This window comes from Nocardia sp. BMG51109 (assembly GCF_000526215.1).
GTDB lineage: Bacteria > Actinomycetota > Actinomycetes > Mycobacteriales > Mycobacteriaceae > Nocardia.
The window spans coordinates 6,719,391-6,742,545 of the sequence record NZ_JAFQ01000004.1; the positions used below are offsets into that span (position 1 = coordinate 6,719,391).

Consider the following 23,155-nt stretch of genomic DNA (forward strand, 5'->3'; position numbering starts at 1 on the left):
ATCATCTGATTGAGGCAGACTCCGGTCGACGAGAGGAGTTGCCCGATGCCAGCAGGCGCAGACGAGAGCCTGTGCGCCCCGTACGAGATAGAGTTCCCGTTCGAGCGCACGGTCGGGGTGGTCGTCGGTACGTTTCTCGGCGGCCTGCGCGAAGCCCGGTTGCTCGGCGCGCGGACCGCGCGCGGCACCGTCGTATGTCCCCCCGCCGAATTCGATCCGGTCACCGGACAGGAACTGACCGAGCTGGTCGATCTGGAACCGGTCGGCGTCGTCGAATCGTGGACCTGGGTTCCGCACCGGCCGGGTGATCCGGTCGACCACGACTTCGCCTGGGCGCTGATCCACATCGACGGCACCGAGGGCGCCCTGTTCCACGCCCTGGACACCGGCGGCGACCCGGCCGTACCGCGCCACGGCCTGCGCGTGCGGGCGCGGTGGGCGGCCGAGCGCCGCGGCGAGATGCGCGATCTCGCCTGCTTCGAACCGGAGGCGACCGCATGACGAATCCCGCACTGCCCGAACCGGTCCGGCTGATGCCGACCCCGCTGCACATGGACTTCACGTTCGTCGCGGGCGCCGGCCGCACCGGCTTCCTGCGCGGCCTGGCCGAGCGCCGGCTGCTGGCCCGCACCTGCCCGTCGTGCGACCAGGTCTATCTGCCCGCGCCCGAGTTCTGCGCGCGCTGCCTGGTCGAACTCGACAAGACTACCGAGCTCGACGGCCGCGGCACGGTGTCGACGTTCTGCGTCGTCAGCTTCCCGTTCCCGGGGCAGACCATCGACCCGCCATACGTGGTCGCGCACATCCACCCGCACGGCGCCGACACCCGGCTCATGCACCTGATCCGCGAGGTCGACATCGCCGACGTGCACATCGGCATGGAGGTGGAGCCGGTGTGGGCCGACGGCGAGCTGGAACCGTCGTGGACGAGCATCCGCCACTACCGACCCGTCGAGGAGGTGCGGCATGCGTGAGGTCGCCGTAGTCGCCGGCGCCCAGTCGCCGTGCCTGGCCGCCAACCGCCGTGACGATATGGCCGGCATCCTGCTGCCGGTCATCCGCGAAACCCTGGCCGGCATCGAATTGGACCGTGACCGTGTGGATTTCGTGGTATCCGGCAGCCACGACTTCCACGAGGGCCGCACGTTCGCCTACATCGATTCACTCGATGCCGTCGGTGCCTGGCCGCCGATCTCGGAATCGCACGTGGAGATGGACGCCGCCTGGGCGTTCTACGAGGCGTGGGCGTGGCTGCAACTGGGCCACGGCGAGATCGCACTCGTCTACGGAATCGGCCGCGGATCTCTTCCGCAGGATCTCGACCAGGTCGTTCCCGCCCAGCTGGATCCGTACTACCTGACCCCGCTGCGGCCGCACCAGGACGCCATCGGCGGGCTGCAGGCGTGTGCGCTGGTGCAGTCCGGGGTGACCACCGAGCGCGAGATGGCGCAGATCGTCGCGCGCAGCCTGGCCGACGCGACCGCCAATCCGCACGCGCAGGTCCGCGGCGAGTACGACGTCGACACCCTGCTCGAGGCGCCGTACGTGGCCTCGCCGCTGCGCCGCCACGACGTGGCACCCGTGGGCGACGCCGCGGCCGTCGTCGTCCTCGCCGCCGGTGACGCGGCGAGGTCGCTGTCCGAGCGCCCGGCGTGGGTGCGCGGCATCGACCACCGCATGGACGGCCACTATCCGGGTGCGCGCGATCTGACCCACGCGCCGTCGGCGAGCCGGGCCGCCACCGAGGCCGCGGCCATCGCCGGTTTCGGCGGCGGCGATGTCGACCTGGCGGAGCTGCACATCGAATACTCGGCGCAGGAACCGCTGCTGACCCGCGAGTTCGGGTTGGCGCCCACGACGGCGGTCAACCCGTCGGGCGGACCGCTGGCCGGCCGGCCCACCACGGCCACGGGACTGCTGCGGATCAGCGAGGCGGCGGCCGCGATCCGCGCGGGACGGGCCGACCGTGCGCTGGCTCACGCCACCAACGGTCAAGCGCTGCAACAGAATCTGGTCTGCCTGATGGAAGGGGACGCTCGTGGCTGAGCCCATCGCCGTCGTCGGAATCGGCCAGGGCAAACAGGCCAAGCGCCGCGAGACCACCATCGGCGCCCTGGTGCGCGAGGCGGTCGCGGCCGCGATGGCCGACGCCGACCTCGAACTCGGCGACGTCGACGCGGTCGTGCTGTCCAAGACCCCCGACCTGTTCGACGGCGTCATGAATCCGGAGCTCTACCTCGCCGACGCGCTCGGCGCGCGCGGCCTGCCGGTGACCCGCGTGTTCACCGGCGGCAGCGTCGGCGGGCACGCGGCCGTCTACGGCGCCCACCTCATCCAGGCGGGGCTGGCGCGGCGGGTGCTGGTGGCGGCGTACTCCAAGGAGTCCGAGGGGAACTTCACCTGGGCGCTGTCGCGGCCGCTTCCGTTCAGCGCGCAGCTGGGCGCGGGCGCGGGCGGGCACTTCGCGCCCATCATCCGCGAATACATCCGCCGGTCCGGCGCGCCCGAGCACATCGGCTGGCAGGTGGCGGTCAACCATCGGCTCAACGCGCTGCGCAACCCCTACGCGCACATCCACATGCCCGACATCACGGTCGACAAGGTCCGCGAGTCGAAGATGCTGTGGGATCCGATCCGCTTCCTGGAATCGTGCCCGTCCTCCGACGGGGCCGCCGCGATCGTGCTGACCGGCGCCGAGGACGTCGGCTCCCCCGCCCGTCCCCCGGCCTGGATCCACGGCATGTCGTGGCGCACCGAGACCGGCCACTTCGCGGGCCGCGACGAGGTCAATCCCCGCGCCGGCGCCGAATGCGCCGCGGACGCCTACCGGCAGGCCGGGATCACCGATCCGGCCGCGGAGATCGACGTCGCCGAGCTGTACATCCCCTACAGCTGGTACGAGCCGATGTGGATGGAGAACGTCGGGCTGGCGCCGCTGCACGAGGGGTGGCGGCTGGTCGACGACGGGACCACCCGGTTCGACGGCTCGCTCCCGATCAATCCGTCCGGCGGCGTGCTGTCGGGCAACCCCACCGGCGCCACCGGGCTGGTCCGCTTCCTGGAGGCCGCCCTGCAGGTGCGCGGCCAGGCCGGTGAGCATCAGATCGACGGCGCGCGGCGTGCGGTCGGGCACGCGATGGGCGGTGCTTCCCAGTTCCACGCCCTCTGGGTCGTGGGCAGCGAAAGACCCGAATCGTGAGCGGCACAGGCGAGTCCGAGCAGCCGCCGCTGCTGGTCGAGCGTGACGGAGCCGTCGCGGTGGTGACGATGAACCGCCCGCACCGGCGCAATGCCCTGAGCCTGGAGATGATCGGGCTGCTCTCGCGCGCCTGGGACGAAATCGACGGCGACGACGCCATCCGCGCCGCCGTCCTCACGGGTGCCAGCGACAATTACTGCGTCGGCGGCGATCTCGGCGACGGCTGGATGTCCGACGGCGGGAAACGAGCGAAGCTCGACCCCTCGGAGATCGGGCGCGGCCTGCTGCTCACCCGGTCGCTGCGCAAACCGCTGATCGCGGCGGTCAACGGCGCATGCCTCGGCGGCGGCCTGGAAATGTTGCAGCAGACCGATATTCGCGTCGCCGAGGAACAGGCGACGTTCGGGCTACCGGAGGTGCGGCGCGGGCTCATCCCCGGCGCCGGGTCGACAGTGCGCCTGAAGCGGCAGATCCCCTACACCAAGGCCGTCGAGATGATCCTGACCGGCGACCCGCTCACCGCGCGCGAGGCCTACGAATTCGGCCTCGTCGGTCACGTCGTCCCCACCGGCACCGCGCTCGGCCGGGCGCGCGAGATCGCCGGACGGGTCGCCCGGAACTCGCCGCTGGCGGTCCAGCACGCCAAGGCCGCGCTGCTGGCCAGCGGCTGGCTGCCCGACGAGGACGCCCGCGCGATCGAGGGCCGGTTCGTCGGCGAGGTGATCACCTCCGAGGATGCCAAGGAGGGCCGGAAGGCATTCATGGAGAAGCGAGAACCGAGGTTCACCGGACGATGAGCCGACCCGGACAGCACAATCCCGGACAGCACGATGGAGGCAGGATGCGACGCGTTTTCGTGGTCGGGGTGGCGATGACGCCGTTCGTCAAGATCGGCTCGCGCGACTGGACCTTTCCCGCGATGGTCGGCGAGGCCGTGCGCGGCGCGCTCGACGACGCGGGGATCGGCTACGACCGAATACAGCGCGCCGCGGTGGGATACGTCTTTCAGCCGTCGACCGCCGGACAGCGCGCGCTCTACGACGTCGGCCTCACCGGCATCCCGGTGGTGAACGTCAACAACAACTGCGCGACCGGATCCACCGCCCTGATGCTCGCTCGCGAATGGGTCGGCGCGGGCCTCGCGGAGGTCGCCCTGGCCGCCGGATTCGAGCAGATGACCAAGGAGGCGATGGCGGGCCCGGCGACCAGGCCGGCCGTCACCACCATCGATGCCCACCTGCGCGTGATGGCCGAACAGTACGAGTACGGCACCGCGCCGATGACGACCCAGTTCTTCGGCAACGCCGCCCTCGAGCACATGAAGCGCTACGGCACCACCCCCGAACAGCTGGCCCGGGTGGCCGTCAAGAACCACGAGCATTCGACGCGGAATCCGTTGGCGCAGTTCCAGAATCCCTACACCCTGGACGAGGTGCTCGGCGACCGCCCCGTGCACGGCCCGCTCACCCGCTCGCAGTGCTCGCCGATGTCCGACGGCGCGGGCGCGGCCGTGCTGGCGAGCGAGGAGTTCGTCCGGGAGCACGGGCTCGAACACCAGGCGGTGGAGATCCTGGCGCAGGAAATCGTCACCGACGACGCCTCGGCGTTCTCGACCGGATCGATGGTCGACGTCGTCGGCGCGCCGATGACCCGTGTCGCCGCGCGGCGCGCCCTCGACACCGCCGGGCTCGACATCACCGACGTCGACGTCATTGAGCTGCACGACTGCTTCTCGATCAACGAGCTGATCACCTACGAGGCGCTCGGGCTGTGCGGCGAGGGCGAGTCCGGGCCGTTCGCCGAATCCGGCGCCACCACGTACGGGGGCAGCTGGGTGGTCAATCCGTCCGGCGGGCTGATCTCCAAGGGCCACCCACTCGGCGCCACCGGTCTCGCCCAGGCGACCGAACTGTCCTGGCAGCTGCGGGGTCTGGCCGGCGACCGGCAGGTGCCCCGCGCGCGGGTGGCCCTGGCACACAATCTCGGTCTCGGCGGCGCATGTGCCGTCACGGTCTATGCCGCACCCGAGACCACCGATATCCGAGGAGCTGGCGACCAGTGACCGAAACGTCCACATCACTCGAAACATCCACGGACGCTGTCGATCCCGACACCCGCCTGCGGTTGCCCGTGCACAACGGCCACAGCCTGCTGGCCGGATTGCGGCGGCACCGCCGCGATCCCGTCATGACGCTCGGCGACACGGTGCTCACCGGCGCCGATGTCGTCGACGCGATCAGCCGCTACGCCGCCGCGTTCGCCGCCCACGGCATCGACACCGGTACGCCCAGCGCGCTGCTCGCCCTCAACCGCCCGGAGGTGCTGTTCATCCTGGGCGCCGGGCAGATTCGCGGCCATCGGCGCACCGCGCTGCACCCGATGGGCGGGCTCGACGACCACGCGCACGTGCTCACCGACGCCGGGATCACCAATCTGATCATCGATCCGCTGCCGAATTTCGTGCAGCGGGCACGGGAACTGGTGGACCGCGTGCCGGAGCTGACCCGCGTCCTGGTGCTCGGCTCGGTGCCCGAGGAACTGGCCGATGTCGGCGTCGACCTGATCGCCGCCGCGGACGGATTCGCTCCGCAGCCGATCGAGGCCGTCGACGTGCCACCGGATTTCGTCGTCTCGGTCAGCTACACCGGCGGCACCACCGGCAAGCCCAAGGGCGTCGTCGGCACCGCGGGCGGCATGGCGACCATGACGCAGATCCAGCTGTCGGAGTGGGAATGGCCGAAGCGGCCGAAGTTCCTGGTGTGCACGCCGCTGTCGCATGCGGGCGCCGCGTTCTTCCTGCCGGTCGTGCTGCTCGGCGGCGAATGCGTGGTGCTGCCGCGGTTCGACGCCGGAGAGGTGTTGCGCGCCATCGAGGAACACCGCATCACCGCGACCATGCTGGTGCCGTCGATGCTCTACGCACTGCTCGACCACCCCGACATCGACAGCCGCGATCTCTCCTCGTTGCAGACCGTGTACTACGGCGCCTCGGCCATCGAACCGGGCCGCCTGACCCAAGCGATCGACCGCTTCGGCCCGATCTTCGCGCAGTACTACGGCCAGTCCGAGGCGCCGATGGCGATCAGCTATCTCGGCAAGGACGAGCACGATCAGGCCCGGCTCACCTCGTGCGGGCGCCCGTCGACCGCGCTGCGCACCGCCCTCATCGGCACCGACGGCAAGCGCGTCGAGCCGGGCGAGGTCGGCGAGGTCTGCGTCTCCGGTCCGCTGCTCGCCGGTGGCTACCTGAACCTGCCCGAGGTCACCGCGGAGACCTTCCGCGACGGCTGGCTGCGCACCGGCGACCTCGCCCGCGAGGACGAGGACGGCTTCTGGCACATCGTCGGCCGCAGCAAGGACATGGTCGTCACCGGCGGCTTCAACGTCTTCCCCCGCGAGGTCGAGGACGTGGTCGGCGACCACCCGAAGGTCCGCGGCGTCGCCGTGGTCGGCGTCCCCGACCCGCGCTGGGGCGAGGCCGTCACCGCCGTCGTCGTCCTCGAGCCCGGCGCCACCCTGGACGAGGTCATCCCCGAGATCCAGGCGGATGTCAAGCGCCGCAAGGGTTCCGTGCAATCCCCCAAGCACGTCCTCGCGGTCGACGAACTCCCCCTCACCGGCCTCGGCAAGATCGATAAGAAGGCGGTCCGGGCCCTCGCGACGGAACGACTGAGCAGCTGACCAGGTACGAGTGGCGGAGTTCGGCACGAGCGAGGACAGGCACCTACGCTGCGTAGTGGCTGTCGTCAGGCCGCCGGACATTCGATGGGAGAGAATTTGATGAGAGCAGGCGTGATCGCGCTGATGGCCCTGGCATTCACCGGACTGGCAGGAGCGAGCGCCTCCGCCGTCGACACCGGCAGCGCCGGCCCGTCGGTCCCCGGCGCGCCGGGCGCCCCTCAGGACGGCCCGCCCGCCCCGCCCGACGGCCAGCACGTCGGCGACCCCTGCACCGCCGGCGGCGGCGCCCCGGGCCACTACGCGTGGGTCCACCTCGACGGCAGCGCCGCCGAACACTACGGCACCGAGTGGATGTGGGTCTGCCAGGCCAACTGAGGCAGGCAGTACGACGAAAGGATGCCCGGGCCGCTGTCGAGGGGCCCGGGCATCTTGCTGTTCACGCAGCCGGAATCCAGGTCAGCGCAGCCGGAATCGCCTCAGGGTCTGGAGCATTCGGACCGTCTGGTCGACGTATTTCGTGTACGGCTGATCGGGTGGCGGGTTGAGCACCTGGCGTTTCAGGGTGGCGACGTTGGTGGATTCGGTGAACTTCAGCAGGCCCTGGTCGCCGTTGCGGACGCCGAGGCCCGACGCCTTGAAGCCGCCCGAGGGGGCGCTCTTGCCGGCGTAGGCCAGTGCGGCGCTGTCGTTCACGTTCACGTGGCCGGTCTCGAGGCGGGCGCCGACCGCACGGGCCGCGCGCAGGTCGCGGCCCCAGACGCTGGCGCTGAGGCCGTAGCGCGTGTCGTTGGCCAGTCGGACGGCCTCGTCGGCGGTCGCGAACGGATACAGGGCCGCGACCGGGCCGAAGGTCTCCTCGCCGAACAGATCGGCTCCCGCCGTGACGTTTTCGAGCACGGTGGGCTCGTAGAACGTCGGGCCCAGATCGGGCCGGGCACGGCCGCCGGTGAGCACCGTCGCGCCGAGTGCCTTCGCCTGCTCGACCTGCGCGGCCACCCGGTCGCGGTGCTCCACCGACACCAATCCGCCCATCTCGGCGTCGAAGTCGTAGCCCGCGCCGACCCGCATCGCCGCGACCCGCGCGACGAACCTGTCCCGGAAGGCCGCATACACCGACTCGTGGACGTAGATCCGCTCTATGTGCAGGCACAGCTGCCCGGTGTTGTTGAACACGCCGGGAATCGCGCTGTCGACGGCCTCGTCCAGGTTCGCGTCGGGCAGCACGATCATCGGATTCTTGCCGCCGAGCTCCATGCACGATTCGATCAGGCGCCCCGCGGCCTGCGCGGCCACCCGGCGGCCGGTCGCCTCGGAGCCGGTGAACATCACGAAGTCGGCGCGATCGACGACCGCCGGGCCGACCACCGGCCCGTCACCGCACACGATCTGCACCAGACCCTCCGGAATTCCGGCCTCGCGCAACAACTTCAGGCCGAAGGCGGGACTCAGCGGCGTCCGGTTGTCGGGCTTGAGCACGATCCCGTTCCCGGCCAGCAGCGCCGGAATCGCATCGCAGAACCCGATCGCGAACGGGAAGTTCCAGGGCGCGATCACACCCACCACGCCGCGCGGCTTGCGCACCTCGACCGACGTGCTGGCGAACGGAATCGCGCCCGGATGCCGCACCGGGCGCAACAACCGCGCCGCATGCTTCAGATAGTGGCTGGTGGCCATCGGGATATCGCAGAGTTCCTCGAACGCCATCCGGCGCGATTTCCCCGTCTCGACCTGGATCAGATCCGAGATGATCCGGTGGTTCTCCAGCACCAGGCGATGGAACCGCTCGAAGACCGCCAACCGCCGCCGGACCGGCCACCGGGCCCATTCGGCCTGTGCGGCACGGGCTTCGGCGAAGGCGGTGTCGACATCGGATTCCGACGACTGCGGCAACCGCGCCACCGGATCGCCGGTGAAGACCTCGAGCACCGGGACCGTGTCGGCCGAGTCGCCGGTGACCAGCCGGGTCAGTCCTGCATAGTCGTACGCGGGGGCGGTCAGCGTGCTCACGGCCGCGACTCTATCAGTTGATTAGATCACTTGATAGAGATCGCGGGTTATACCGGCTCACCGGCGATTACAATGCGGCAGGTGACCAACACAGCGGACGGCGAGACCGAACTCCGGGTGACCGCCGACGAACTGGCCATGCCCACGGACCGGCGCCTGGTGCTGGCCGCCGAGCGTCTGTTCGCCGAGCGCGGCGTCGACGCGGTGTCGCTGCGGGCGGTGATGGCCGCCGCCGGCACCAACGTCGCCTCCGTGCACTACCACTTCGGTTCCAAGGACGCGCTGATCGAGGCGCTGATCCGGCAACGCAGCGAGTCCGTGGCCACCCGCCGCACCGCCCTGCTCGACGAGATGGAGCGTTCCGGCGACATCTCCCCGGGCGCGCTCGCCGCGGCGTTCGTCGTCCCCGTCTGGGAGATGACCACCGGCGACGGCGCGTCCTGGGTGACCTTCATCGCCGGCCTCCTCGGCAGCGGCCACCCGGCCCTGTCCACCGTCGCCGACGGCTTCACCGACCAGGCCGTCCGCTTCAACGCCCTACTCGAACACCTCAACCCCGACCTCCCCCCGCCGACCATCCGCTTCCGCCTCGCCCAGGCCATGACCCTGACCTTCCAGGTCCTCGGCGACGTCCACCAGACCCAGAACCTCCTGGCCATCTCCGGCATCCGCCTGACCCCCGACGAGGTCCTGACCGAACTCATCGACGTCGTCACCGCGATCCTCGCCGGCCCGCCGGGGCGCTGACCCGATCCGGCGCAGGGCGGGCACACCGGCAGACCTGCTTGCCGACGTGGACACGTGCGGCAGCGCCGAGCCCCGTCCGATGGACCACTACCCCCGCTCGGAGCGCGGCGTGCTCCGGCCCGCGGGCAACCGATCAGTCCATTCTTCGTCGACCGCGCACCCCTCCCGCCGGGCGTGTCATAGACTTCGGAAAGGCCTGATCGCCAAGACTTTCCGGGGGTTCGATACGCCGACATCGGTGCACCGATCGGCGGGCGGTAACAAACGGCCGGTACGACTCGATCCGGTGTTGCGACGTTCGGTGCTCCGATACGTCGGTCTCTGGGAGGGAGACGATGGCGAGATTCGTTGGCCGCACCAACGTTCTGGAACTGATCGACCTGCTGACGGATACTCCGGCCCAGCGCTCGGTGCCGCGGCCCCGGCCGGTGCTCGTGCTCGAAGGGTGCGGCGGCTCCGGCCGCACCGCGCTCCTCCTCGAGACGCTCGCCACCTGGAACGATCACGCTCATGTGCTGCGGGTCCGTCCCCGCACGGAGACCGTCGGCAGCAGCCCGATCCGGCCCATGCTGGCCGCCGTGATGCTCGGACTCGAACGCGGCATCCCCGGGTATCCGATCAAATGCCATCGATCGTTGATCGCGCAGATCGCGATCAGCCAGGACTACCGGGAGACGGAGGACAAGACCGCGGCGGCCGACCTGCGCGACAGGCTCGACAGCTACCGGCGCGACCGAGGCAGTCTCCGAGCCTTCAGCAACACCTTGATCGCGACGTCCTTGAAATACGTTGTCCTCCAACTACCCGGCGGGTTGGGGACGGTCGTACCGGAGTCCTTTTTCACGCAGATAGCGGACCGGACAACCGAGCAGCTGTGGCGGCTGCGCGTATTCGGCCGACGCTGGCAGGAGGCCCAGGACTGGTTCGGCAACCCCGGCGTCGGCCGGCCCACCGACCCCTACGTTTCGCTGGTCGACCTGAGCAACGAATCCCGCAGCGACGATGCGGCGGCCCGGCACACGGTCGACGACGTACTCATGAAGGCGCTCCGGGCCGATCTCGCCGAAAGTGCCGAGCGCGCAGGCGCATTGCTGCCGAATGTGCTGATACTGGTCGACGACGGCGACGCACCGGAGGCCGCCGCCTTCACCGCCTCCCTGCTGCGGGCCCGCCGGGCACCCGTTTTCCCGGGCGGCACGAGAGAGGATCCGCTGACTGTGGTGACCACCAGTTCCGGAATCCTTGCCGACTCCCTCGCCGAACTCGTCCCCCCACCCGGCCTCTGGCTCGAATCACGCCGTCCCGACCGGATTTTCGACGTCACCGAGCCGTGGCTGCGGGTTCGGCTCGAACCACTCCGCCGGTCCGATATCCACGCCATGGTCGAACACATCGACCTGTACCAGGCGGAGAAGATCGCCGACACCCTCCAGCGGCTGACGCACGGGCACGCCGCGGCGGTCGCGGCGATGGTGGAGCGAATACAGGAAAACCCTTCCCTGCGTGACGATATCGAGAAATTGCTGTCGGGCCCGGCACCGGAACCCTCGAATACCCTCGAGGACCATGTGCTGAATGTCTTCGTCCGAGGCCTCAGTGACCGCCGGCGGCCGAGCGAGTCGACGACCAAGGCACTGATCACGCTGTCGGCATGCCGCAATCTCGACGACGCACAAGCACTGATCGGTGCGGCGGATATTCTTCCGCAGGATTGCCGTCCCGGCTCACCGCTGTTCACCTCCCCGACCCTCTGGATCGAGGACGAACAGGGCGATCGGCGCATGCACCCCCTGGCCCGATACCTGGGCCTGCGGGCCTTGCGCCGGCGGGGCGGCAAATATCCCGGCTGGACAACGGTATTCGAGTGCCTGCACGCGGCCACGGGCGACGACGACCTGATCGACGGACTGCACGCCGACCGAACCGATGGCGACTCCCGACTGGATCTGCTGGGTGCCCGGCTCCACCATCAGCGGTTGCTCGGCGACGAGGCCGGCGTGGTGTCGGCCCTCGCGGCGCTACTGCCCCGAATCCCCTCGAAGGACTGGCTGACGCTGTTCGACGCGATCGCCGGGACTCCGGGCCCGAAACAGCTCGATCCGCCCCGGAAGCCCGAGAACGGCACCACCACCGGGCACGACGGCACCGAGCCGGCGCACTTTCCGGATTCGATGCGGGCACACCTCACCGATCTGCTCGACGCGGTTCCCGCATTCCATCTCGACCCGCGCATCACCGACGCGGCCGTCCGCGGCGCGCTGTGCCTGCGCGCCGAGAACAGCTATCAGCACCTGAGCAACCACGCCACGGACCGGGCGGTACTCCTGTTGCGCGCCAACGAGTACCGAATCCACGCGGCTCGGCTGTTGTGATCATTCCTCCGGCAGAAAGAGAACGGCACCCATGATCGAGCGCATCCGACGGGGCCGCCCGGCCGATCGCTTCCGGCTGTGGCTCATTCCGCGCCGCGACCGTCCCCTGCCCCGCCGCTGGACCGACTATCTCCGGTTGACCGTCGTGCTCGTCGTCCTGGTCGCCGCCACCGGTATCGTCACCGGGCGCGAACCGATACAGCGCCGGCTCACCTGCAACGACGGCCTCTTCCACCTCAGCACCTCGGCGTGGCAGGCGGGTGACCGGTGCGTCGGCCTGAGCGAGGGGCCGTATGCGTTCGATCTCGACGAATTCCGTCAGGTCATGACGGTGATCCGCGACCAGAACGCCGACGCGGGCCGGGGATGCCCGGGTGCGGCGGCCACGGTGGGGGTGTTGTTGTCGATGACCGACCCCCGCACGGGTGGCCGCGCGGTACGAGAACTCGAGGGCATGGCGGCCGGCCAGCGCGTCGCCAACGGACCGGGCTGCGTCCATCCGATCCGGCTCCTGGTCGGCCAGCTCGGCGATTACAACGGCGACGGTGATCCGGTCGCCGTCGCCGAGGCACTCGTCCGGCACCGCGAGGTGGTGGCCGTCGCCGGAGTGGGCCTCAGCTGGCCGGCCACGGCCGATGTCGTTGCCACGCTGGAAAAGGCGAAGATACCGATGATCGGCGATGTGGTGACCGCGGAGGGCTTCGACAGATCGGGATCGAAGGAGGACAACCCCGACTTCAGCGGCTGCGACGCGGACACCTACCGCAACGGCATCGCCAGGGACTACTTCTACCGCGTGGCGTATCGAGTCGGAACGCAGATCGCGCGGATCGGTGAGGTGGTGAAGAACAAACCGGATTCGGTGGTCGTGCCCACCGGTAGTTCCGATCCCTACACGTGCACCGCGCTCCCGCTGCTGCAACGCCAGTACGGCGGGCTGCTGCCCGAGGTCAAATTCGAGGCCAGCGAGGCCAGCACGGTGACGCAGACGGCCAGGCCGCTGTGCGGAGGCCAGAAGGACACCACGGTCGCCTACCTCGCTCGCAGTTACGATCTGCCGCGGCTGTTGTTCAGCCTCGACCAGGGTTACGCGAACGGCCAGTGCACCGCGCCGTCGTTCACCATCGTCAGTACATCGGACGGCAACCGATTGCGGACACCGGAACAGGATCCGGTCCTCGAGGATCTGCGTCTGCGCGCGCTGCAGTCGCCCCTGTTCCGGCAGGGCAAGGTGCGGCTGCTGATCGGTCTCGTCTCCGGCAACGAGCAGGAGAACCCCGACAATCCGCGGTTCACGGCGTTCGCCGACGCCTTCGCCCGATCCGGTTTCGACAGCACGCACACCCTGGACGCCTGGGCGATCAACGCCTACGACGCCATGACGACGATCTCGACCGCGCTGCGCACCCTCCCGCAGCGCGATGCCGTCCAGCGCAGCCAGATCAATACGGCCATCAGCGGTTTCTCGACACCGCAGCAGGCGGTGCCGGGAGTCGGCGGGCCGATCGTCTTCGACAACAGCGGCAACCGGACCGGGCGTCCCGAGGTCGTCCGACTGTGCCCGCTCGCGGATACGTCGACGAACAAGCAGTCCGGCGCGACCACCGTGACCGCGGTGCCCGGAGGGCCCTATCCGCCCGACTGCCCGTCCTGACCGCCGTGCCGCCGACGGCGACTCACCGCAGCCGCGGAATGACCTCCGCCGCAAGGCGTTCGGCCTGCTCCGATTCGGCGGACATCGGGGTGAACAACACCAGCTCGGCGCCGGCGTCGATGACCTCGCGCACGCCGCGGACGCAGTCGTCCGGGGTGCCCGCCACCGCCACGGCGGCGATATTCGGTGTGCCGTAGAGCTTTTCCAGTTTCTGAGCGATTCGGGTGCGCGCGCGGTCGGCGTCGTCGTCCACGGCGATATAGATGCGCTTGGCCAGGCGGAACTCGTCCGGGTCGCGATCGGATTCGGCGAGCAGCGCGCGCAGCGTCCGGACTTCCTCGGCGAACCTCTCGGTGGTGCTCGATCCGGCGCCGAAGAATCCGTCGCCCAGGCGGACCGCGCGCCGCAACGCGTTCCGGTGGTGGCCGCCGAACCACACCGGCGGGGCGGGCTTCTGGAACGGTTTCGGCTCCATCTTCGCGTTCTCCAGCTGCCAGAATCGTCCGTCGAAGGTCACGCTCGGCCGGGTCCACAGCTCCCGCATCAGATGCAGATTCTCGGTGAAGCGCGACACCAGACCCTCGGGATCGACACCGAAGGCCGAGAACATCCGGCCCTGCCCGCCGTGGCCGACGCCGATCTCCAGCCGCCCGCGGCTCAATTGGTCGAGGCTGCTCAGCGCCTTCGCCAGATGCACCGGATTGTGCAGGGTGGTCACGAACACCGAACAGCCCAGCCGCAGGTGTTCGGTGCAGGCGGCGGCGTAGGTCATCGTCTCGATGGCGCCCAGCTGAGGCTGGGCGTGCATGGTGAGCACCTGCTCCTGCGTCCAGGCACTGTCGTAGCCCAGCTCCTCCACGCGCCGCAGATGGGCGCGGAAGGCGGGCGGATCGAATTCGCCGTCGGCGAAGAACTGCGGGATGGAGATCGCAAAGCGCATGCCTACAACGAACCACACCGGGTGTGACACATTCCATCCGCCGCCCTGTTCATTTAGTTAGCAATCGCAACTATCCTGGCCGGAGGTTCTATCCGCTTGCAGTCTTCGGGGAAGGACACTCTTGGCTTCCGCTCAACCCACCGGCGGCGTCGACGCCGGTGACGTCCAGACCGTTCGCCGCCGGCTCCGTGTGGATCGCGACCACCCGCGCTACAAGTGGGTAGCCCTGTCCAACACCACGCTCGGCATGCTGATGGTCACCATCAACTCATCGATCGTGATCATCTCGCTGCCGGCGATCTTCCGCGGCATCCATCTCAATCCGCTCGCGGCCGGCAACGTCAGCTACCTGCTGTGGCTGATCATGGGATTCCTGCTCACCTCCGCGGTGCTGGTCGTGATGTTCGGGCGGCTCGGCGACATGTTCGGCAGGGTGCGCATCTACAACCTCGGCTTCGTCGTCTTCACGATCTGCGCGATCGCGCTGTCGTTCGACCCGTTCGACCTCGGCGGCGGCGCGATGTGGCTGATCGTGTGGCGCATCGTCCAGGGCGTCGGCGGCGCCATGCTGATGGCCAACTCCTCGGCGATCCTCACCGACGCCTTCCCCGCCAAGCAGCGCGGCATCGCGCTGGGCATCAATCAGGTTGCGGCCGTGGCCGGTTCGTTCCTCGGCCTGCTCATCGGCGGCCTGCTCGCCGAATGGGACTGGAAGGCCGTGTTCTGGGTGAGCGTGCCGTTCGGCATCTTCGGCACCATCTGGTCCTACCGCTCACTGCACGATTCCGGTGTCCGCACGCCCGGCTCGATCGACCTGCCCGGAACGCTGACCTTCGCGCTGGGCCTGACCGCCCTGCTGACCGGCATCACCTACGGCATCCAGCCGCACGGCGACTCGAAGACCGGGTGGACCAACCCCTGGGTACTCGGCGCCGTCCTGGTCGGCGTGCTGCTGCTGGCCGCGTTCTGCTACATCGAGACCAAGGCCCGGCAGCCGATGTTCGATATCACGCTGCTGCGCAACCGCACCTTCGCGCTCGGCAACCTCGCCAGCCTGATGTCCTCGGTCGGCCGCGGCGGGCTGCAATTCATGCTCATCATCTGGCTGCAGGGCATCTGGCTGCCGCTGCGCGGCTTCGACTACGAGTCCACGCCGCTGTGGGCGGGCATCTACATGCTGCCGCTGACCATCGGATTCCTTGCGGCGGGACCGGTTTCGGGCTGGCTGTCGGACCGCTACGGGGCCCGGCCGTTCGCTGCCGGCGGGCTGGCGATCGTCACGGTCACGTTCGTGCTGCTGGTGGTGATCCCGGTCGACTTCAACTACTGGGTGTTCGCGCTGATCATTCTGTTCAACGGTCTCGGCTCGGGGATGTTCGCCTCCCCCAACACCGCCGAGGTGATGTCCGCGGTGCCGGCCTCGCAGCGCGGCGTCGCCTCCGGTATGCGCGCGACCCTGATGAACGGCGGCCAGGCGCTGTCGATCGGCGTGTTCTTCTCGCTGATGATCGTCGGCCTGTCCACCACGCTCCCGGACGCCATGGACTCCGGGCTGCGCGGCCAGGGCGTGCCCGCGGACATCGCCGGCCAGGTGGCCGATATGCCACCGGTGGGCAGCCTGTTCGCGACCTTCCTCGGCTACAACCCGTTCCAGGAACTGCTCGGCCCGACCGGTGCCCTCGACAACCCGGGCGTACACACCGACGTGCTCACCGGACAGGAGTTCTTCCCCCATCTGATCTCCGGACCGTTCCATTCCGGCCTCGTCGTGGTGTTCCTCGGCGCGGCACTCATGATGCTCGTCGGAGCCGTCGCATCCTGGTTCGCGGGCGGCAAATACGTCGTCGACGAACAGGAAGAGCTGGCCGAGGCCGAGCGTGCGGGCATACTTGATACAAGTAGTACCGAAACGGACAATGCCGACACGGGCAACGACGACACGGGCAGTGCCGACACGAGGGCCGGGGTAGGAGCGAAGACGGGATGATCCAGCAGGAGCGCACGCGCAGCGCCGAAGAACTCGCCGAGGCGGCCGACTTGTATCTGGCGCTCGGACGGATCACCCGGCTGCTGCGCCGCTCCGGCGACCTGGGATCGCTCAGCCCCGGGTCCGCGGCCGCACTCGGAACGCTGGTGCGCAGCGGCCCGATGCGGCTGGGCGATCTCGCCGCGACGGAACGGGTCACCGCGCCGACGATGTCGCGGATCGTATCCGCCCTGGAGAAGGTCGGCTATATCGAGCGCACCGCCGATCCGGTCGACGGGCGGGCCCAGCTGCTGTCGGCGACCGAACCGGCGCAGGCGCTGGTCAACGGCCTCACCTCGGCCCGCATCCACCGCTTCGCGGCCGCGCTGCACGATCTGGAGCCCGACCAGCGCGGCGTGCTCATCACCGCGCTGAACAACCTGGTCGACCTGCTCGACGAGTAATGCTGCTCACTTTCGGACAACCGCGGATGCCGTTGTGACTGCGCGCGATTGCAAAATCTGATAGAAAAAGATCACTTCTGCTGACAAATTTCTGGGTTGCTCACAATGTCGTGGGCCGGAGGTTCGAGCTCCTGGAAACCCTCTTGCAGTGCGGCTTTCGGAGCTCGGCACTGTTTCCGGAGGAGAACCGTGATGACAGTCCGCACCAACAGCACCCCCACCGCCCCGCGCGAGGACGGCGACGCGACCGATGATGCCGTCGTCTGGCCCGAGCCGAGCCCGCTCTCGTCCTGGTGGCAACAGGTGATGCAGGCATCCACCGAAGGCCGTTCGACGCCGCGCGCATCCTGAATCCGTCGTTCCTGCGGAGGCCGGCAACACTTCCGGCCTGCGCCGGAACGACGGGGTCGTGATCACCGCCCGGACGGGCGGAACTTGACTGGGAGTTCACTCCAGGTCGTAGCGTCGGTTCCGGCGAGCACGCGCTCGCCTCGATCCGGTGTCACCAAGGAGGACTCCCCGCATGATCGCGACCAGGAAACTCGGCGAACTCACGGTCGGCGCGCAAGGGCTCGGCTGCATGGGGATGAGCCATGCCTACGGCGTGCGCGACAGCGACGACGAGTCGATCGCCACCATCCACCGCGCGCTGGACTTGGGCGTCACGCTGCTCGATACCGCGAACGTCTACGGCGCCGGGGTGAACGAACAACTCGTCGGCCGCGCCGTCGCCGATCGCCGCGACCGCGTGGTGCTGGCGACCAAGTTCGGCATCCAGTGGGGTGCCGACGGCTCGATGAGCGCGCGGGGCGATGCCGCCTACGTCCGGCAGTCCTGCGACGAATCGCTGTCGCGGCTCGGCGTCGAGCACATCGACCTGTACTACCAGCACCGCGTCGACCCCGACGTGCCGATCGAGGAGACCTGGGGTGCGCTCTCCGACCTGGTCACCGCGGGAAAGGTGCGCTACCTCGGCATCTCGGAGGCCGCGCCGACCACGATCCGCCGTGCCCACGCCGTACATCCGGTGACGGCGCTGCAGAGCGAATGGTCGCTGTGGACCCGCGATCTCGAGGCCGAGGTGGTGCCCACCTGCCGGGAGCTCGGCATCGGCATCGTGCCGTTCTCGCCGCTCGGCCGCGGCTTCCTGACAGGCGCCATCACCTCCACCGCGGAACTGCCCGCCGACGATATTCGCCGCCGGCTGCCCCGCTTCTCCGACGGCAACTTCGATCGCAATCTCACGATCGTCGACGCGCTGCGCGCGATGGCGGACGAAAAGGGCGTCACCGCGGGCCAATTGGCGCTGGCGTGGGTGCAGAGCCGGGGCGCCGACGTGGTGCCGATCCCGGGCACCAAGCGCCGCACCTACCTCGAGCAGAACGTCGGGGCGGTCGATATCGAGTTGACCGCAGAGGATCTGGCGCGCATCGAGGCGGCGGCACCGCCGGAGGCCATCGCCGGGGCGCGCTACCCGGAGGCGCTGGCCCGCGCGGCGGGGAAGTAACACCGAGCCGGTGCGGGTGCGCCCGTGCCCGCACCGGCCGGGATTCACCACCAGGTCGTGGCCGTCCACAGTCACGGGCCCGAGCACGCAACGCTTCGGCCGTGCAGCCACGTCCGGCCGCCGTGAATCGGCTACGGCCACACCACTGCTCGGGCAGGCCCTACTGCGCCGCGTCCACCTTCAGCGTGACCGGCGTATCCGCGGTCACCGAGGTGCCCGGTGCGGGCGTCTGGTCGGCGATGGTCCACGGGGTGGTGTGGCTGGCCGGGTCGTTCATCACGTCCCGGCCGTCGGCCGAGGTGACCGAGGCGATGGCGAAGCACAGCCCCGGACCCACCACGGTGTCGGCGAGCGCCTTGCTACGGAAGTCGGGCAGCGCCTGCGGCCAGGTCTGCTCGTTGCACGCCTGGCCCCCGGGCTGTCCCGAACCGCCCGGGGCCGGACTGCTCTGCGCCGAACCACTCTGCGCCGAACCACTCTGCGCCGAACCACTCTGCGCCGAACCACTCGGTGCGGTAGCCGAACTCGGGCCGGCCGCCGACGAGTCGTCGCCGTTCCCGGACGACCCGCAGGACGCGCAGGCCAGCGCGACGGCAAGCGTGAATACGGATATCGCGGTGCGGCGCATACGTTTTCCTCTGTCTCCACGGGCCCGTCCGGCCCACCTACTGCGCCACGCACACTAATACGACCGGCGACCACCACCCGCAGGGGGTGCCGAGGAGAATGCCGCCGAGACTGACGAACGGGCCGGGCGGTGATCCCAGGCGACGATCCCGAGTAGTGATCCCGGGCGGTGAGGTCCGAGGGCCGTAGCGCGTCCCGGACCCCACCCGATCGGCGGTACCGGCGACCGCGAGCTGGGAAATCGTGGAATCCGCTCGACGAAATTGTGCACCCGATACTTCCGGCCGGGAGCGGTTTTCGATGTTACGACCTGATGAAAATCCTCAGGAACCCACCTCCGCCAGCGTCGTCTCCAAGCGGGCCAAGCCGGCCCGGACACGCGATTTCACCGTCGAGACCTGTACGCCGAGGTGCTCGGCCACCTGCGGATAGCTGAACCCGAGGTAGTACGCCAGCACCAGCGACTCCCGCTGCCGCGGTGTCAACGCGGTGAGACCGGCACGTACACAATGTAATTCGTGCTTGCGCAACATCTCCTCGACCACCGAGTCGACCGCCGGGCGATAATCGGTGACGCCCCAGACATGGTTGTGGTCGGAACTGGCGCGCTCGCGGCGCACCCGATCGACCGCCTGCCGGTGCGCCAGCGTGCGCAGCCACGTCGCCGCCGAACCGCGGCGGCGGTCGAATCCGGCGGCGCTGCGCCACACCTGAAGATAGACGTCCTGCGACGTCTCCTCCGCATAACCGGGATCGCGGACCACCGCGAGCACCCGCCGGAACACCATCGGCCTGGTCCGGCTGTACAGCTGACCGAACGCGTCCCGGTCGCCGCGGCCCACGCGGCACACCAGGTCGGCATCGAGATCGGAATCCGCCCGGGTCGGCCCCGTGGGCACGACGGCACACGAGCGCCCGGCAGTCGGAACATGTACGACAACGGCCACGATTGCCCCCACACGATGAGAAGGAGTCGGAGCCGGCTGTCGAGTTCAGGGACGCATGCCGGTACGAGATCCCGTCCGGGGGCAAGGGATTCGAGATCTTGAACGTCAGTCTACCGGCCACCTGTGATCGTGCATCTGAAAACTCGCGCAATCCATGACCGGCCCGGGCACGATCACAGGCGCAGCCCGAGTTCCACGATGGCCCGTGCCACCTCGTGCACGCCGACCCGGCGGCGCCGCGCATGGGTGCGGATCAGGTCGTACGCGGCGTCCGGGGTGACCCGGCGCGCACCCGCGATCACACCCTTGGCCTGCTCGACCACAATGCGCGAGGTGAGCGCGTGCTGCAACTGGTCGGTCAGGCGCTGCTGGCGGCGCAACCGGTCGGCGGTCAGCAGATGGCCGGCGGCCAGACCGGCGAGCAGCGTGCCGACCGACAGCTCCTCGGCCGTCCAGTCGCGCGGCACGGAGTCGTACAGACTCAGCACGCCCAGCCGGGCCGAATCGAGCTGCACCGGAATCGCCACCACGGCCGGAACCCCGTGCCGCACCGCGGCACTCGCGTATTCGGGCCACTGCCCGCCGTGCCGGTGCATGTCGGCCACCGCGACCGGCTCGCCGCGGCGCAACGCGTCCACGCCCGGGCCGCGGGCGCAGTCCTGCTGTGCCGCCTCGACATGAGCCAGCTCGTCGGGGACGGCGCCGGCCACCGAACCGCCGTCCTCGTCGATCAGGGTCACGGCGGCGCCGCACAGCGCCAGCACATCGATCGCGGTTGCTATCAGTTGCCGCACCGCGCCGGAGCGGTCCGGCGCATCGGGCAACCGCAGCACCAGACGTGCCAGCGCCGACATCATCGGTTCGCCGTCGGACATCCCTATATCACCCCCGCGGCACGGGCGCCGAGGCGCCCGCCCAGGCTCGATCGGAAACACCTCAGCCGGACGCATCGATGGTACGGGCACCGCGGCAAGCGAATTACCCGCATTCCGTGAAGAATTCGCCCGAATTTCGCTCAGGGCTCGGCGACGACGGCAGTCGACATCGGACCTGCCGGGATGACACCATGGTTGCCGAGACTCCATTGCGCCACCCGCCGCGGCGGGCGTCGAGTCTCGTCTTGCTCGACTCCCCCATCCAGGTGTGGTCGGCCGGTGCGGGGAGAGGTCGCTGCTGTGTCAGTCCGGGGAGGAGCCATGGAGTCGGCACTCGACGACGAACGGTCGCTGCTGGCCGCTCTCGTCGCCGCCGTCGGCATGCTGGCCGATGATTTCGACGTGATCGAGATGGCCCAGCAACTCGTCGACGCCTGTCCGGGCGTCACCGGCGCCACCGGTGCGGGCCTGTTCCTCGCCGACCACCGCGGCGATCTGCACCTGCTGGCCTCCACCACGGAGGAACCCGCGCTGCTGGACCTGTTGCAGGTGGCGGCGCTCGACGGTCCGGCCCGCCATACCGCGCGCACCGGGCTGCCCACCGCCGTACCCGACCTACGCGACACCAAGCACCGATTTCCCGAATTCTGCGAGCGCGCACTGGATCTGGGCCACCGGTCGGCCGTCGCCCTGCCCCTGCGCCGCGCGTTCGGCATCGGCGCGCTCACCCTGCTCGCCCCCGCCACACTCGACGGCGCCCGCTGCCGCGCCGGCCAGACGCTCGCCGATATGGCCGGCATCGGCATCGTCCAGCACGCCGTGTCGCCGCGGGCGCTGCCGCCGGGGCTCCCCGCGGCGCTGCAGGCCCGCATCGTCGTCGAGCAGGCCAAGGGCGTACTGGCCGAACGCGGCCGGATCGAGATGGCCGAGGCGTTCGTCCGGCTGCGCGGGCACGCCCGCGAGACCGGCCGGCAACTGGCGGAGCTGGCCGCCGCCGTCGTCGACGGCAGCGCCGACACCGACGCCATCCTCGCCTGATCGGCGAGCGCGCGATCATTCGCCGTCGAATCGAATCCGCCGCGCCACCACCGACTCCGCGACCTCCGCCAGCGACAGCTCCCGCCCGAACGCGTAGGCGCGCAACCGCGCGTAGGCATCCGGTATGCCGATCCCCGACTGCGCCACCACCATTCCCGCCGCCTGGTGAATGGCCCGGCTGGCCAGCGGCTGCTCCAGCCAGCGGGTGTCGGGCTGCTCCAGCCGGCGGGTATCCGGCTCTTCCGGCCAGTGGGTGTCGTCGGCCATGAAATCCGCGCCGGAGCGCCGGGCCGAAATCAGTTGCGCGGTGATCAGATCGGCCACGTGCAAGCCCGCCGACACCGTCTGCGGATCGAGCCGGCCGGGTACGTCCCGGTAGAGGTCCAGGGCGCCGAACCGAATATCGCCCAGCTGCAACGGCACCGCGATCATCGCCCCCCTCGCCTGGGTGCGCGACAGCGCCTCGGTGAATCCGGGCCACCGCTCGCAGCCCGCGGCCAGATCGGCCACCGGAACCGGAACGCCCGTGGCCACCGCCTCGACCGCCGGGCCCTCCCCCGCGGTCGCCTGCACCGCCTCCACCCCGGCGGCCACCTCGTCGCTGGTGCCCCAGGGCTGCACCCCGGCGTGCTGCTCATCGATGACGATCGCGGCGCGCTGCACCGGTAGCACCCGCACACACGCCGCGCAGGCACCGGCGACGCCGCCACCGCCGGCCCGTGTCGCCGCCAGAAATCGCTCGGTCAGGTATTCGAACCGTGACACACCTGTCCCCTAACAACCACCCGCGCCGCCTCGCGAGAGAGCGCCAGAATAGCCGCATTCGGCGAGCACGACCAGTAGTTCCGAAACCGTGATATGCGTCATGATCACCGCTCGCCGGTATGCCACCGGGATTCGGGACGCTCACCGAAACCGACTGGCGCGCAAAGCCGCAGCCACCCCGGCATCGACCCTCGGGTACCGCTCCAGCGGCGGTCGGCGCTTGCCGGTCGACCGGGTCCGGCATACCTTGAATCCGCAGTTTCTCGAAGAATGGAGTCAATTCATGCCGCTTCTCGACCTCGGCTCGGCCGCACTCAACCTGGCCAATGTGGTGACCTCGCTCGCGGCCAACGTCACCTATCTGCT

Annotated in this window: 22 protein-coding genes; 16 read left to right on the plus strand and 6 right to left on the minus strand. The window is 69.6% G+C overall.

Going from position 1 to position 23,155, the window contains the following annotated elements; translation table 11 throughout:
- The first annotated feature begins 45 nt into the window (after positions 1-45).
- The 8 genes from D892_RS0131720 to D892_RS0131755 all read left to right on the plus strand — a co-directional run bounded on the left by D892_RS0131720 (position 46) and on the right by D892_RS0131755 (position 7,255).
- The gene (locus tag D892_RS0131720) at positions 46-501 is read left to right on the plus strand and encodes a Zn-ribbon domain-containing OB-fold protein (RefSeq protein WP_024805108.1); all 456 of its coding nucleotides are present in this window, start codon (positions 46-48) and stop codon (positions 499-501) included.
- Positions 498-974: a Zn-ribbon domain-containing OB-fold protein gene (locus D892_RS0131725; protein WP_024805109.1), complete on the plus strand. Its 477-nt coding sequence runs from the start codon at positions 498-500 to the stop codon at positions 972-974. Before D892_RS0131720 ends, D892_RS0131725 begins: the two co-directional genes overlap by 4 nt.
- Complete coding sequence (locus tag D892_RS0131730) at positions 967-2,046, plus strand: lipid-transfer protein (protein ID WP_024805110.1); 1,080 nt, start codon at positions 967-969, stop codon at positions 2,044-2,046. Before D892_RS0131725 ends, D892_RS0131730 begins: the two co-directional genes overlap by 8 nt.
- Positions 2,039-3,199, plus strand: coding sequence for a thiolase domain-containing protein (locus tag D892_RS0131735; protein ID WP_024805111.1), 1,161 nt, complete (start codon positions 2,039-2,041; stop codon positions 3,197-3,199). The genes D892_RS0131730 and D892_RS0131735 overlap by 8 nt, the downstream gene beginning before the upstream one ends.
- Entirely contained in the window at positions 3,196-3,996 is an 801-nt protein-coding gene (locus D892_RS0131740; protein ID WP_255360260.1) for an enoyl-CoA hydratase-related protein, read from the plus strand. The genes D892_RS0131735 and D892_RS0131740 overlap by 4 nt, the downstream gene beginning before the upstream one ends.
- 44 nt (positions 3,997-4,040) lie before the next feature.
- Positions 4,041-5,261: a beta-ketoacyl synthase N-terminal-like domain-containing protein gene (locus D892_RS0131745; protein ID WP_024805113.1), complete on the plus strand. Its 1,221-nt coding sequence runs from the start codon at positions 4,041-4,043 to the stop codon at positions 5,259-5,261.
- Positions 5,258-6,880 carry a fatty-acid--CoA ligase FadD8 gene (gene fadD8 / locus D892_RS0131750; RefSeq protein WP_024805114.1) on the plus strand — a complete coding sequence of 541 codons (1,623 nt, stop codon included), beginning with the start codon at positions 5,258-5,260 and terminating at the stop codon, positions 6,878-6,880. Before D892_RS0131745 ends, fadD8 begins: the two co-directional genes overlap by 4 nt.
- Before the next feature lie 99 nt (positions 6,881-6,979).
- Positions 6,980-7,255: a hypothetical protein gene (locus D892_RS0131755; RefSeq protein ID WP_156959763.1), complete on the plus strand. Its 276-nt coding sequence runs from the start codon at positions 6,980-6,982 to the stop codon at positions 7,253-7,255.
- Between the two features lie 81 nt (positions 7,256-7,336).
- Here the strand turns inward: D892_RS0131755 and D892_RS0131760 are convergent, their stop codons facing one another.
- Positions 7,337-8,887, minus strand: coding sequence for a succinic semialdehyde dehydrogenase (locus tag D892_RS0131760; RefSeq protein ID WP_024805116.1), 1,551 nt, complete (start codon positions 8,885-8,887; stop codon positions 7,337-7,339).
- A gap of 72 nt (positions 8,888-8,959) precedes the next feature.
- Here D892_RS0131760 and D892_RS0131765 point away from each other — a divergent pair, with 72 nt between their 5' ends.
- The 3 genes from D892_RS0131765 (at position 8,960) to D892_RS0131775 (ending at position 13,660) form a co-directional block, all read left to right on the plus strand.
- Positions 8,960-9,634, plus strand: a complete 675-nt coding sequence (locus tag D892_RS0131765; protein WP_156959764.1) for a TetR/AcrR family transcriptional regulator — start codon at positions 8,960-8,962, stop codon at positions 9,632-9,634.
- 335 nt (positions 9,635-9,969) lie between these two features.
- Positions 9,970-12,006, plus strand: coding sequence for a hypothetical protein (locus D892_RS0131770; RefSeq protein ID WP_024805118.1), 2,037 nt, complete (start codon positions 9,970-9,972; stop codon positions 12,004-12,006).
- Between the two features lie 31 nt (positions 12,007-12,037).
- Positions 12,038-13,660 carry an ABC transporter substrate-binding protein gene (locus D892_RS0131775; protein WP_024805119.1) on the plus strand — a complete coding sequence of 541 codons (1,623 nt, stop codon included), beginning with the start codon at positions 12,038-12,040 and terminating at the stop codon, positions 13,658-13,660.
- A gap of 22 nt (positions 13,661-13,682) precedes the next feature.
- Here the strand turns inward: D892_RS0131775 and D892_RS0131780 are convergent, their stop codons facing one another.
- Positions 13,683-14,600, minus strand: a complete 918-nt coding sequence (locus tag D892_RS0131780; RefSeq protein WP_024805120.1) for an LLM class F420-dependent oxidoreductase — start codon at positions 14,598-14,600, stop codon at positions 13,683-13,685.
- Between the two features lie 247 nt (positions 14,601-14,847).
- Here D892_RS0131780 and D892_RS0131785 point away from each other — a divergent pair, with 247 nt between their 5' ends.
- The 4 genes from D892_RS0131785 to D892_RS0131800 all read left to right on the plus strand — a co-directional run bounded on the left by D892_RS0131785 (position 14,848) and on the right by D892_RS0131800 (position 18,537).
- Positions 14,848-16,587 (plus strand): MFS transporter, encoded by a 1,740-nt coding sequence (locus tag D892_RS0131785; RefSeq protein ID WP_156960024.1) that lies wholly within the window; start codon positions 14,848-14,850, stop codon positions 16,585-16,587.
- On the plus strand, positions 16,584-17,030 hold the full coding sequence (locus tag D892_RS0131790) for a MarR family winged helix-turn-helix transcriptional regulator (protein WP_024805122.1): 447 nt from the start codon (positions 16,584-16,586) through the stop codon (positions 17,028-17,030). Before D892_RS0131785 ends, D892_RS0131790 begins: the two co-directional genes overlap by 4 nt.
- 192 nt (positions 17,031-17,222) lie before the next feature.
- Positions 17,223-17,381, plus strand: a complete 159-nt coding sequence (locus tag D892_RS47185) for a hypothetical protein (protein WP_156959765.1) — start codon at positions 17,223-17,225, stop codon at positions 17,379-17,381.
- A 172-nt stretch (positions 17,382-17,553) separates the two neighbouring features.
- On the plus strand, positions 17,554-18,537 hold the full coding sequence (locus D892_RS0131800; protein ID WP_024805123.1) for an aldo/keto reductase: 984 nt from the start codon (positions 17,554-17,556) through the stop codon (positions 18,535-18,537).
- A gap of 160 nt (positions 18,538-18,697) precedes the next feature.
- Here D892_RS0131800 and D892_RS44125 read toward each other — a convergent pair whose 3' ends face one another.
- The 3 genes from D892_RS44125 to D892_RS0131820 form a co-directional block, all read right to left on the minus strand.
- Positions 18,698-19,165 (minus strand): hypothetical protein, encoded by a 468-nt coding sequence (locus D892_RS44125; RefSeq protein ID WP_051499226.1) that lies wholly within the window; start codon positions 19,163-19,165, stop codon positions 18,698-18,700.
- Between the two features lie 322 nt (positions 19,166-19,487).
- Complete coding sequence (locus D892_RS0131815) at positions 19,488-20,063, minus strand: sigma-70 family RNA polymerase sigma factor (RefSeq protein ID WP_024805125.1); 576 nt, start codon at positions 20,061-20,063, stop codon at positions 19,488-19,490.
- Between the two features lie 221 nt (positions 20,064-20,284).
- Positions 20,285-20,986 (minus strand): GAF and ANTAR domain-containing protein, encoded by a 702-nt coding sequence (locus D892_RS0131820; RefSeq protein WP_024805126.1) that lies wholly within the window; start codon positions 20,984-20,986, stop codon positions 20,285-20,287.
- Between the two features lie 321 nt (positions 20,987-21,307).
- Here D892_RS0131820 and D892_RS42590 point away from each other — a divergent pair, with 321 nt between their 5' ends.
- Positions 21,308-22,024, plus strand: coding sequence for a GAF and ANTAR domain-containing protein (locus D892_RS42590; RefSeq protein ID WP_036567613.1), 717 nt, complete (start codon positions 21,308-21,310; stop codon positions 22,022-22,024).
- Positions 22,025-22,039: 15 nt separating this feature from the next.
- Here the strand turns inward: D892_RS42590 and D892_RS42595 are convergent, their stop codons facing one another.
- Positions 22,040-22,789, minus strand: coding sequence for a GAF and ANTAR domain-containing protein (locus D892_RS42595; protein WP_024805127.1), 750 nt, complete (start codon positions 22,787-22,789; stop codon positions 22,040-22,042).
- Positions 22,790-23,155: the final 366 nt, after the last annotated feature.